8 protein-coding genes are annotated in these 12,600 nt (G+C 42.5%); all 8 read right to left on the reverse strand.

Annotation, left to right across the window (positions count from 1 at the left end; genetic code table 11):
• Positions 1 to 19: 19 nt before the first annotated feature.
• The 8 genes from HMPREF9456_RS11915 to HMPREF9456_RS11950 all read right to left on the reverse strand — a co-directional run bounded on the left by HMPREF9456_RS11915 (position 20) and on the right by HMPREF9456_RS11950 (position 12,505).
• Complete coding sequence (locus HMPREF9456_RS11915; protein WP_006843787.1) at positions 20 to 2,080, reverse strand: tetratricopeptide repeat protein; 2,061 nt, start codon at positions 2,078 to 2,080, stop codon at positions 20 to 22.
• A 109-nt stretch (positions 2,081 to 2,189) separates the two neighbouring features.
• Positions 2,190 to 4,586 (reverse strand): exopolysaccharide transport family protein, encoded by a 2,397-nt coding sequence (locus tag HMPREF9456_RS11920; protein WP_006843788.1) that lies wholly within the window; start codon positions 4,584 to 4,586, stop codon positions 2,190 to 2,192.
• Between the two features lie 49 nt (positions 4,587 to 4,635).
• Entirely contained in the window at positions 4,636 to 5,379 is a 744-nt protein-coding gene (locus HMPREF9456_RS11925) for a polysaccharide biosynthesis/export family protein (protein WP_018075043.1), read from the reverse strand.
• Position 5,380: 1 nt separating this feature from the next.
• Entirely contained in the window at positions 5,381 to 6,193 is an 813-nt protein-coding gene (locus tag HMPREF9456_RS11930; protein ID WP_006843790.1) for a polysaccharide biosynthesis/export family protein, read from the reverse strand.
• An 11-nt stretch (positions 6,194 to 6,204) separates the two neighbouring features.
• Positions 6,205 to 6,768, reverse strand: a complete 564-nt coding sequence (gene def, locus HMPREF9456_RS11935) for a peptide deformylase (protein WP_006843791.1) — start codon at positions 6,766 to 6,768, stop codon at positions 6,205 to 6,207.
• A gap of 7 nt (positions 6,769 to 6,775) precedes the next feature.
• Complete coding sequence (gene ruvX, locus HMPREF9456_RS11940; protein WP_006843792.1) at positions 6,776 to 7,201, reverse strand: Holliday junction resolvase RuvX; 426 nt, start codon at positions 7,199 to 7,201, stop codon at positions 6,776 to 6,778.
• A 330-nt stretch (positions 7,202 to 7,531) separates the two neighbouring features.
• Positions 7,532 to 9,109: a RagB/SusD family nutrient uptake outer membrane protein gene (locus tag HMPREF9456_RS11945; protein WP_006843793.1), complete on the reverse strand. Its 1,578-nt coding sequence runs from the start codon at positions 9,107 to 9,109 to the stop codon at positions 7,532 to 7,534.
• A 48-nt stretch (positions 9,110 to 9,157) separates the two neighbouring features.
• The gene (locus tag HMPREF9456_RS11950; RefSeq protein WP_006843794.1) at positions 9,158 to 12,505 is read right to left on the reverse strand and encodes a TonB-dependent receptor; all 3,348 of its coding nucleotides are present in this window, start codon (positions 12,503 to 12,505) and stop codon (positions 9,158 to 9,160) included.
• Between the last annotated feature and the right edge of the window lie 95 nt (positions 12,506 to 12,600).

The following is a 12,600-nucleotide window of genomic DNA, read 5'->3' on the forward strand; positions in this document are numbered from 1 at the left end:
TCGCTTAATAAAGAGAAGACTACTCGGTCATACGCTTGATTATGCTATAAGCCTCTATCACACCAAGCTCTCCGGCTTTGCGCATATCGTCCAAAGCACGGTCTTTGTCCTTGATCTGGAAGCGTGCCAACCCACGATTATAGTATGCTTCGGCAAACTGAGGGTCGCGCCTGATGGCCTCGTTATAGTCTAAGATGGCCGCACGGAAATCATTTTGCTTGTAGCGTATTTCCGCTCTATTGTAGTAAGCATATACAAACTCAGGGTTAAGCTCTATAACCTTGCTGTAGTTCTTCACAATGAGGTCGTACTCCATCTTTCCCGGATCGAGCATCGATGCTCCTGCCCCTGTCAAGGCTGCGTCTTTCTTGGCATTGGCTCCTGTAAGAGAAGAAAGTGCATCGGGCTGTTCCGATTTCTTATCATATTCCGGAACGTTCTCTTTCAGCTCCAACTGCTTGGTATATACCACCGCCAAGTCGAAATAAGCCAACGTAAATCGAGGATCGAGAGCAATCGCCTTATTGAAATTTTCGATAGAGTTGCCAAAATCTTGAACCAGCATGTAATCTAATGCACGAGCATAGTATAACTCTGCATTTGCAGGGCTTTCCTCTATGCTTTTCGACAGTTCGTTTATCGACCAGAAGTGATCCGCTATCTGAGGCTCATTCAGTGCGGCCTCGCTATTGGTTATCCTCAATTTTTTAGGCAATGTAGACTTGCGGTTAAGACCGTCTACCAACTGGCTATAATATACAAAACGTCTGATGTCGTTTGGTTTTTCGTAATAAGTAATCACAAAACGAGGTTCCAGCTCAAGGCGCACTTGCTTATTCTGGATACGTCCACGAGAGTTACTTTCGTACTTGCTCTTTTCTTCGTCTTTCTTATCGGCAACAACAAGCAAGTTAAATTTATCGATATCCTTATCGGATGTTTCCCTTGTCTTAGCCTCCTCTTCGGTAATGCCTTTGGCTGCCATTTCTTTATTCTTTCGTGCCTCTTCGTTTCGGGCATAATTGAAGTCACGTTCCGCACCCTTCAGGTCGTTTTGCCTGCGTTTGATTTCGCCCCTGCTATAAAATCCGTGATAAAACTCGGGATACTGGGCAAGCACCACATTGAGGTCAGCAATCGCTCCATTGTAGTCGCCGATGTTACTCTTTATCAGAGACCTGTTGAAGTAAGCAATATAGTTGTTAGGCTCAAACTTGAGTACTACGTCGAAATCGGCAATGGCACGGTTGTCGTCACCCACCTGTGCACGTAGCAAGCCTCGGTTGAAGCGAGCAATTATATTGTTTGCATCAAGCTCTATAACCTTGTCGTAGTCGGCCATAGCGCCACGAAGGTCGTTTTTGGAATAACGAATAAGCCCCCGGTTGATATAGTTGCCCGATTGGAGAGGTTCTATCTTTATGGCTTCGTCTAAGTCGGCTAAAGCCTTATCATAGTCTTTCTTGTAATAATGGAGCAATCCACGCATAGAGTACGACTGAGCCATATACTTATCCTGCTTGATGGCTTCATTGTAGTTTTCGAATGCCTGAATAGTATCTCCTTTTTCCTGATACATGGCTCCACGTGTCAGATAGCCCTGAGTATATGTGGGGTATATGCGAAGCAGTTCGTTCAGATATTTCTCGGCTTGGTCATAATCTTTCTTCTGAATGTTGACAATACCCATATTTACGAGCGTAAACTTATCGTTCGGATAGTTATCCAAAGACACTTTATAATCTTCCAGTGCCCCATCGTAATTATTCTGATTTTGGCGGGCATCGGCTCTCAACTGATATGCCTTCGATATAAAGGGATTTCGCTCCAATGCCAACGTACAATCGTCTTCCGTTCCTTTAAAGTCGTCGAGGTAATACTTTGCGATTGCCCTGTAAAAATAAGGCTCGGCAAGATACGGCTTTGCTTTTATCACCTGATTGAAATACTGAATAGCCAGTACGTAATCTTCATAATAAAGCGAATTTCGGCCGATGAGGATTACTCTATCCGTATTTATTTGGGCAAAACTAGACAGACTGCTAAATAACAGGAATATTGAGAATAGATACTTTTTCACGATTATAGTGTATTAATCAACGATTGGCAAATATATGAATAATACATTAACAAAAAAGAAGAGAGACCGTTGGAGCCTCTCTTTTTTATATTTTTTAGTTTTTCGAAATTTAACTTTCAAAATAGTCGTCGTGATAATACGAATTCTTCTTCAAGTAGTATGTCTTGTCACCATAGTAACGTGATGTTCCGTAATAACCTTCCCTACCCTTCACATCGTTGAACACCAAGGCTATATTTTCTACACCATCGAACCCAAGTTGTGTAATCACGCTCTTGAAGAACGCCTTGTTGGTCTTGGCTCGGCGCACCACAAAGAGCGTTGTATCGGCCATAGATGAAAGGATGTAGGCATCGGAAACAAGACCTACCGGACTACAGTCTACGATCACATAGTCGTACTCTTCTTTCAGATGTTCCAACAGCTGCTTTGTTTTGGCAGTCTTGATCAGCTCACTCGGGTTAGGAGGCAACGTTCCGGCAGGGATAATATCGAATCCGTAGTCGGGATGCGAAATAATGATCTCTTCCAGAGTAACCTGTCCTATCAGATAGTTGGATATTCCCTTTTGTGCGTCGACCTGTAGCGTTTTCCCTACCGAAGGTCGTCTGAGGTCGAGGTCGACAATAATTACCTTCTTACCCATCAACTGGTACACAGAAGCCACATTGGTAGCGATAAACGTTTTACCATCGGCAGGCTCGGTAGAGGTAACCAATATGGTGATTTTATTTTCACGCTGAGCCATGTATTCTATGCGTACACGCATATTACGGAACGACTCTGCAAAGCTCGACTTGGGGAAATTCTTCACCAGCACAACACCGCCGGCGAGCTTTTTCGAGATATTTTCGATAGTCCCGATAACAGGCAATCCCGATATTTTTTCACATTCCTCTTTAGACGTAATCGCAAAGTTGAGTACCTCTTCTTTGACTACAACAAAGATCAACGGAATAACCAAGGCAATCATCAAGAAGTACATATAATTTTTGCTCTTCTCGCCCGTATTCATCGCTCCGCCAACCATACGTGGATATTCCCATATAAAGTTGTCGGGTGTATTGGATGCTCTTTGTATCTTGGCTTCGTACTGCCTTTGGGTAAGAAACTGGTGATACATCTCGTTCACGTTATATTCTCGCTGATATTTTATCAGATCTCGTTCCTGCGGAGGCAGGTTGTCGAGCTTGAGATCGAGGTTCTGATATTTCTTCACCAAGAGGTCTTTCTGATCCTGAAGCTTCACCTGAATAAGTTGCAGCTCCCTCAATATCTGCACACGGCTCTCGTTCAGCTTGTTGATAGCCGTCATATAAATGGGGCTCTTAGGTCCTAAGTTCTTCGATTTCCTAAGCTCCTGATTATATTCCTCAACGTATCTCGACAATTTTATTTCGTCTGTCAGTCCTATGCTTACAGGGTCTATCAGTTCCGAACTACCCATAATGCCTTCTTTGATCTTCTGTGTAGTAAACAGCACTGTTTTTTCACGCATCGCCACCTGATCTCTATCCACATCGGCAACATCGAGCTCCCGCCTCACGGTAGCCGAAGACACCTCATATACTCCCGTCTCTTTCTGAAATTGTTCGAGCTTGAGGCGTGATATATTCAGCGAGTCGTTGATAACGGTTATCTGAGCATCGAGGAACTTGATCGTGAGATCGGCCTGTTGATTTTTCAAAGCCAGATTATAATCCTGAAACTCATCCAAAAGAGCTTTCAGATAATCCATATCCTTAGCCGGATCTGTTCCGTACATACTGACGGTAAGAGCGGTAGAGTTTTCGGTTTTGAGGGCAGTAGACACTCGTCCGCTAAACATCCCTGTGAGTTGGCTGTTGGTAAAGAAGCGGAAGCTAAAGGGCAGAAAGTCACGCTTGAAATTCTTCGTTTTGCGAATCGTCCCTTTAAAGAATTTATTCTCTACAGGACTATCAAACACAACATTGAAGGCTTCTTCGGGTTCTCCGTCCAAACCATCCTTATAGCTCACACGTATCTGGCTATCGCTAACGTATGACACATCAAACACTTTGCTGTACGCCTCGGGCGTAATATCTGTTTCGAGGCTGTCGATAGCAATCTCGATGGGCGAATCGGTGTAAAGGCTGATATATTTAAACCTTGTTTGGATAAAGTAGTCGATATGCATCTTCTTCGGCAGGTTCTTCACCGTTCTTTCGGTAAGCCCGTACGATTCCAATACAATCTGCTGATTTTCGGTATTACGCAAGATACTTCCCAGCGGCACTGCTCCCGAAATCATACTCGACCCCCGGTCTTCGAGTATTATCATAGCCTGAATTCCGTATAAAGGCACCCACGATTTATTTTTGATAAATGCGTATGCCATAAACAACACGACCGAAATAACAAAAAGATACCAGTATTTCAATATGCGGTAAAACCAAAGTACGAAGTCGAAAGACAAAGTCGTCTTGCTCTTTATCTCTTCAAAATACGGATCCGTATCAGCTCCAGGTTTATTATTTATGTCCATCGTAACAAAGTATTTGTGCTAGAAAGGGTTGCTTTTGTATTTATATCGATCACCAGCGATACATCACCGTATACACGAGGAATGTAAGAGGGATCATCATCGTTGCCGCAAACGAGCCTAACGATTCTATATTAAAGAACGAATTCTTGTTTGTAGGAAAATATATCAGGTCGTTGGGGCGTATATAGTAAAACTCCGACTGAATCACATCCTGGGTTCTGAGGTCGAAAGTTTTTACTACCGAATTCCCCAAAGCGTCTCTACGGATGATACTTACCTTCGACAAATCCATTGTGCCCGTAGTCTGCTGCGATATGGCCAATGCCTGATAAATAGTCATATTATCTTTATAAACAGAATAGAAGCCCTGTTTGTTAGACGCAAGTATATAAAAATAGTTGCTTGACAATGTCACTTTTACCTGTGCATCGAGGATAGACTCCTGTATAAGCTTTTGGATAACGTCTTCTGCCTCCTGAACCGTACGGCCTGCCACCTTGACTTTGCCGAAGAAAGGGAGAATGACTGTACTGTCGCTGTATATGGTATATGCTTTCAGGGCATTCTGATTGGGACCCACCACCGAGTTGAAAGCACGGAATACTTCTTCGTCGCTGGTAGAGATAGAGCATGATATTTTATCATCCACAGCCAGCCTGTATTCGGTATAGGGCTGTAGAGGATATTGCAAGTTGATATTTTGCAAATAATTTATTTCTTCGCTCGAGATGCAGGAAGAGAATATACCAACCATCATCAAACCGGATAACATGTAATATATTATAGCCTTCATATCAAAATACTCTAAGTGTAAATACAATAACCCCGGCCACTGATGTCAGCAGACCGAACAAACCGGCAAAAGAAGTGGTTGTACCAAGAAACTTACGTTTCATCTGAGGGATATACAACACGTCGTTGGGCTGTATATAGTAATATTCCGAATCTATGATATCCTTGCTTCGGAGGTCGAATGTTTTTACGGTAGACCCTGTTTCCGTCTGGCGGATAATGCTCACTTTCGATCTGTCGGCGTATGCTCCTATCGTGCTGGCGATAGAGAGAGCCTGATAGATAGTCATCGTTGTACTGGGCATGTGTATGCGATTTGCCCCCGCTTCGCCAAGTATGCTGAAGTATCTGTTATAGAGAGACACTTCGGCAGTAGTTCCGTCGGCATAGGCATTCAGCTTGTTGGATATAACATTCCTTATCTCGAGCATCGTTTGCCCTTGCACATACACCTTACCGATGTAGGGAAATGTTATCGTTCCATCGGCATATACGGTTACAGGAGGTACTCCGGCAGCATCGTCGAGACCTCTTGTCTGCGAGTAAGCGTCTACACCTGTACGCTCGCTAATACCTTGCCCCGAAAAACGAGGGGTATAGGCCGAAAACATGGCTTTGGTTTGTTCATCCCACGCATATACAACAATACTGAGTTGGTCGCCCGGTATCACACGATATTGATCGGGCTTGACTGACGTTTCGGGATATTTAAGTTTTATGTCTTGTAAAAAGTCTGTGTCCTTGTTTGTTACACAAGAGCTAAGACTGTAAAAAATAGAAACAAGTATTAAAAATACCTTGATCACACTTTTCATAACAACAGGTCTTAGTTTTTTGATTGCACCGGTTTTACTCTATATCGGCAATTTGTCCTCCCCTTTAGTAGGTTATTTAATTTAGATTTTATCAATTGTTTTCTGATTCCCGAGATAAGGTCTACAAACAGCACGCCTTCTATATGGTCGTATTCGTGCTGAATGCAACGTGCGAAGAAATCTTCATACACCTCGTCGTGAGCCACAAAATTTTCGTCGAGATACTGAATGCGGATTCTCTCTTTACGCTCCACCATTTCGTTGATTCCCGGTATGCTGAGGCATCCTTCTTCCAACTTCACGGGTTCGCCCGACTCTTCTACTATCCGAGGATTGATAAACACTTTCTTAAATCCTGCGTATTTGGGTTCATCTTCGGCCAGCGGCTCGAGGTCTATCACAAAAAGGCGAATAGCCAACCCTATCTGAGGTGCTGCCAGTCCGATGCCATCGGCATTGTACATGGTTTCGAACATATTGTCGATAAGCGTTCCCAGATTTGGGTAATCTTTTGTAATATCTTCTCCAACTTTCCTAAGCACCGGATGTCCGTATAAGTATATTGGTAATATCATTGTTTATTTATTTGCTTTGTAATCGTAAACTTTCCATGTATCCTTGCAGTATAATAGTTGCACTGATCTCGTCTACAAGGCTTTTGTTCTGTCTGTCTGTTTTCTTTAATCCTGCGTCCAGCATTGTTTTGTGTGCCAAGGCAGAAGTGAACCGCTCATCATAATATTCTATCTGCATATCGGGATAGAGAGATTGCAACTTCTTAACAAATGGACGGATGTGCTTCATGTTTTCCGAATATTCGTTATTCATCTGTTTTGGCAAACCCACGATGATGCGCTCTACATCTTCTTTCTGCAAATATGTTTTCAGATAATCCAAAAGAGTATGGGTGGGCACAGTAGTCAGTCCGTTAGCTATTATCTTAAGTGTATCCGATACTGCGATACCTGTCCGCTTTGTTCCATAATCCAGAGCTAAATATCTTCCCATATTATTTCGGCAAAGGTAGAAAAAATATTTATTTCCCTCTAATATAAAGAAGTAAATATAATAAGCGTGTCATTTCTTTTGATTGCTTCATCTTTCTCGGAGCATAATTTTGATACCTACTCATCAATCATCTCTACATTTGTAACATCACGAAGCAACAATTGTTTTCGGTCGGCATGCAAATCGTAACAATACAGGTCTATTATAAAATATATACAGGTAGCAAGAACGAGTCTTACTACCTGTACTTATCCGAAATCCAATATTAAATCTATCAGATGCCGAAACGGGCATTTACATATAAAAGGGCAATCATCTTTCTTTCACCTTTTACCATCCTTTGTTCGGGTTCTTATCCCACCATAGTTTTGTACTATAGTTATCTTGTCCGCCTAGCAGTTTCACAGCCTCGTTGTAGTTCTGTGTATTATTGTTCTGCTCATCAGGCGGGAACGGAATACGAGAAGCCAATCTTGTTTTCAGATTTGCATCGGTATTCGAATTTACCAATACAGGGAAGAAACGTGGATATCCGGTACGGCGTTGTTCGCTCCATGCTTCTTGTCCCAGCGGATACATTGCAATCCACTTCTGAGTGATAACTCTCTCCAATTTGGTTTCGAACGGATCTGCATCATTCCATTTTATTGTAATCGTGCTTATGGCTTTTGCTGCCAACGCAGGATCAGGATCGTTGTAGTCGCCCGGTTTGCTTACTGCATCTTGCAGGTAGGCATCGGCTCCGCTTGCCAACCACTGAGAGAACGACAGCTTAACGCCTTCTTCATAAAGCTCTTTGGCTGTACCACCCATATCCCAGCCTCTTAGTGCTCCTTCGGCTCTTAGGAATGCTACTTCCGAAGCAGGAAGCCACAATGTTGGTGCTGTTTGGGTATAAGTAGCAGACGAATATTTATCGGCCCAGTCTTTTCCCGGAACAGCAATACCTGTTCTCAACCCAAGATATTCAGGACCATTTGCCACCTGACTTTTTGTAAAATATCTGGACAAACGGGGATCGCTATAGCCCGACAGATAGGCGATAATATCGGCACAAGCTCGCGAGTCGCCCCATGATGTCGTTACTGTCCAGATTGGATTTTGAGGGAAAGCATTCTGTGCAATATCATTATTGCTTACGATTACTCCCAACGTATGTTTTACGGCTTCTTCTGCCTTTTGTTTAGCAAGTTCGGGATTTGCATATACGATACGCATAGCCATACGAAGCTTGAGCGAGTTGGCATATTTTATCCATTTGGTAAAATCTCCGCTATATACTTTGTCAAATTTAGCCATCGCCGTATAGTTGGGGTTGGCAGCAACAAATGTTGTAAGCTCGGCAATAGCAGCATCCAAATCGGCAAGCATATTTTTGTATACATCTTCCTGACTGTCGTAAGCCGAACCAAGGCTTCCTCCACCTACTTTGGAGTAAGGGATAGGTCCGTACAGGTCTGTGATACGTTGCATAGACGTAACACGCAATATCTGAGCCCATGCAAAAAGAGGTCCTTCGCCTTTGGTTTGCTCCTTCACCTGTGTCCATCCACCATATACTTTTTCGAAAGCATCCTTAAACGGAGAGTTGATCCATCCGGCAGGCGCATTGAAGGTAGAGAAGTTTGAAGACCATGTATTTGCAATAGACAGATAGCGTCCGTATGGGTCACCGATAAGGTTTTCGCCCATCTGGTAAGCATTTTCCTGTGCAGGGTACGCATAATTCAGCATCTGAGGGAAAAATGCACCCAGCTTATAATAACCTTCAAGAATTTCCTTGTCGGTAGGTTGAGCAGGATTTCTGTTCATGTCTTCGAAATTGTCGGTACATGATACCAAAACAAGTGAGCACAACAGTGCTGAAGCAAGTCCTGTTTTTATCTTTTGAAATATATTGTTATTCATAATTTTAACTTTTAATATTGTATGAACAATAATCGTAATGAATTAATATTAGAACTCTACCTTAACGCTGAATCCCAAATTGCGAAGACTTGGCTGCATAAAGTAGTCGATACCCTGGAAGTAAGTTCCGGTAGAAGCTGTTGCTTCAGGATCGAAAGGCGCTTTGTTGTAGATCATCCACAGGTTGCGCCCTACGAACGATACATTTACTTTCATTACATCGTTGAACCATTTGCTAGGCAGGGTATAACCTACCGATACTTCTTGCAAACGAACGTTGGTGGCTTTGTAGATATAATCTGACAATAAACCTTCGGTTTGTCCTGTTACAGAATAGTATTTGTAAGGGTCGATCTTCGTATTGCCTATCATTACGCCTCCATTGTCTCTGGCAACGGCAGTAGCTTTAGTTACGCCAAATCCGTCCAAAATAGCCTGCGTAGGAGAAACAACGATACCGCCCAAACGTGCCGATACGAGGAATCCGAAGTTGATATCTTTCCATCTGAAGTCGTTTCTAAAGCCTAGGTTCCATTTTGGAAGCACCGAGCCCACTTTATCCATTGTATTTTCAAGTTCAGGACTTCCGTTTTCGTTCAGAACGACAGCGCCTTTATCATCATATTTCAATTTTTTCTTAACATAGAAGTCACCCATTGTACCGCCTGCATACAGACGAAACTCTGAAGCACCAATTCCTCCTTGTGAAACATAATCTAGATCAACCATTTTTCCTGTTACAGGATCAGGATATTTACCTAGCTGCTTGATCGTATTTTTGTTGTAGCCGGCAGTAAATGTTGAGTTCCAGTTAAAGTCTCCCCATTTATTGTCGGCGCCCAATGTAATTTCCACTCCTTTATTTTCTACATCACCAGTCTGAATGTATACCGAAGTATACATTGTAGTAGCTGAGAGAGGATTCTGGAGCGTCTGATTTTTGGTATTAGACTTGTACCATGTCATGTCGAAGCTTAGTCTATTGCCCCAGAATTTAGAGCTCAATCCGGCTTCCCACGATCCTGTTCTTTCAGGTTTAAGGTCTTTTATCGGCATATATGTGTTGGTTTTCCAAAAACCTCCCTGCTCGTCATATTCGTATGTAGCGATAGACAGGTTGCGAGGAATAGCTGAACCTACCGAAGAGTAAGACCCACGTACTTTCATATACGAAATAAAGCTTGGCAATTTCACCATTTCGGATACCACACCCGAAACCCCTACTGAAGGGTAGAAGAACGAGCTGTTATCTGTATTTGCAAGAGCAGAAGCCCAGTCGTTACGACCTGTCAATGTAAGATATAACATGCTCTTCCAGCCTAGTTCCACGTTGGCGAATACCGACTGAGTTTGTTCGTGCCAGCCGTCTTGTATCAATCTGGTTTTAGGAGCATTCTTGTCGATATTTGTTATCGCAAAGAAGTTAGGGATCATCAACGATGTACCATCCACTCCGCTTTCGTCGGAACGCATATCAGAGATACTTGTACCGATATTGGCAGACAAAGAGTAGCTGCCGAAGTACTTGTTGATGTTTAACAACAAGTCGGCATACGCTTGCTTGTAGTCTTCTTTTGTAGACTTGAAACGTCCTGTTTCGGATGCAAACAATTGGTGAGTAGAAGCATAATTCTTCTGCGTGAAGTTATTCTGCGAATTGTCGAGACGTGCACGTCCCATTACATTCATCCAGTCGAAGATATTGTATTGCAGGTTCACGTTCATCATATAACGGTCACGTTTGTTTACCATTCTGTTGCGATTGATAATCCAATATGGATTTTGCATCCCTAAGCCTTGGTCTCCAAACTTCCACTGTTGTACGTTGTATCCCAATGCATCGCTATATACTTCATAGTTTTTAGCATAGCTGAAGTCTTCGCCTCTCGGATACGTATATATTGCAGTAAGCGGATTGTAATATTGTCCCTGAGCCATCATATTCTGGTCTTTTTGCTTGATATAGCTAAAGCCAAAATCGAGGGTCATTTTATCGTTCAAGAATTTAGTTGTATTCCTCAACGTTGCATTGTATTTCAGGTAATCGTTTTCAGGTATTATACCATTGGCTGTAGTAGAACCCAACGACATAAATGTCTGATTCTTGTCTGTCCCTACCGACAGTGTAGCCGATGTTTGGGAAGTAGCACCTGTATCGAAGAAGTCTGAAGGATTGTAAGCATACTTGTTTTGTACATCGCCCCAGCTCTTATATTCACCTGTTTTGTTCCCGTATTTGTTTTGGAAATCAGGCATCACAAACGGACGAGAGAATGTAGTCTGGTTGGATATTGTCACTTTTGGTTTACCTGTAGCTCCCTTTTTGGTTGTGATCACAATCGCACCATTTGCAGCGTTAGACCCGTAAAGGGCTGCGGCAGCAGGACCTGTAAGCACGGACATGCTTTCGATATCATCGGGGTTGAGGTCTGAAATACCCTCTCCACGAGGCTGATCGGCATACTCATTGTTCTGATTCAATCCGCCCTTGTTAGCGTTGAAAATAGGCACACCGTCTATCACGTACAATGCGTTGTTATCCTTTGTTATAGATTTAGAACCACGCATTACCACACGTGTAGCTCCACCGATACCGGCAGCAGACGCATTGATGTTTACACCGGCCACTTTACCCGACAGGGAGTTCATCAGGTTTACATCTTTTACTCCTGTAAGCTCATCGCCTTTTATCTCCTGTACATTGTAGCTCAATGCTTTTTGTGCTCTCTTGATACCCAAAGCAGTTACCACCACTTCGTCAAGGTTCACGTCGCTTTCTTTCAAGACTACGTCGAACGAAGTTTGACTTCCTACATTCAGCGTTTGCGAAACATAACCGATATAGGTTACTTCCAACGCTTTTCCTGCAGGAACTTTTATTGAGAAATTACCGTCAATGTCGGTTATTGTACCTATAGTAGTACCCTTTACGGCTACACTAACCCCGATGAGCGGTTCGCCACTCTTATCTTTTATAGTACCTGTTACCACCCTGTCTTGCTGAGTTGCACCGATTTCTTTGGTATTTGCATTCGCAGAAAGGATAATATGTGCACCTTCCATGCTATAGCTGATATTTGTATTTTTCAACACATGATCAAGCACCTCCGCAGTGGGCTTGTCTTTTACGTTCACAGTCGTTGTCTGATCTACACCAACCTTGTTATTGTAAATAAACAAATAGCTGGTTTGGCTTTCGATTTCGTTTAAGACTTTGGCTAACTTAACATTTTTCAGGTTCATTGTCACTCTTGCACTCTGAGAGTAAGAGTTTTCAGCAAATAGGAATTGGATGCTGCATAATAGACATAAAATAAAAACCCTCATGATTTTTGTCAATTGTTTTAATTCCGGATATTTTAAATAAAAAACATCCTTCAAATCATTATTTTTCATAGATTTGTTTTGTTAATGAGATTGATACTCTTTTTTATTAAAACTGTATTGGTTTCGCGTGCCAAAAAATGTTGCAGCATTTTTTGGCACTTTTT

It is taken from the genome of Dysgonomonas mossii DSM 22836, assembly GCF_000213575.1.
Taxonomy (GTDB): Bacteria; Bacteroidota; Bacteroidia; order Bacteroidales; family Dysgonomonadaceae; genus Dysgonomonas; species Dysgonomonas mossii.

Bases quoted from the DNA above. Each gene is read 5' to 3' on its own strand.
- HMPREF9456_RS11945 (WP_006843793.1), bottom strand. From the start codon at position 9,109: ATGAATAACAATATATTTCAAAAGATAAAAACAGGACTTGCTTCAGCA.
- ruvX (WP_006843792.1), bottom strand. From the start codon at position 7,201: ATGGGAAGATATTTAGCTCTGGATTATGGAACAAAGCGGACAGGTATC.
- HMPREF9456_RS11925 (WP_018075043.1), bottom strand. From the start codon at position 5,379: ATGAAGGCTATAATATATTACATGTTATCCGGTTTGATGATGGTTGGT.
- HMPREF9456_RS11950 (WP_006843794.1), bottom strand. From the start codon at position 12,505: ATGAAAAATAATGATTTGAAGGATGTTTTTTATTTAAAATATCCGGAA.
- HMPREF9456_RS11920 (WP_006843788.1), bottom strand. From the start codon at position 4,586: ATGGACATAAATAATAAACCTGGAGCTGATACGGATCCGTATTTTGAA.
- HMPREF9456_RS11930 (WP_006843790.1), bottom strand. From the start codon at position 6,193: ATGAAAAGTGTGATCAAGGTATTTTTAATACTTGTTTCTATTTTTTAC.
- def (WP_006843791.1), bottom strand. From the start codon at position 6,768: ATGATATTACCAATATACTTATACGGACATCCGGTGCTTAGGAAAGTT.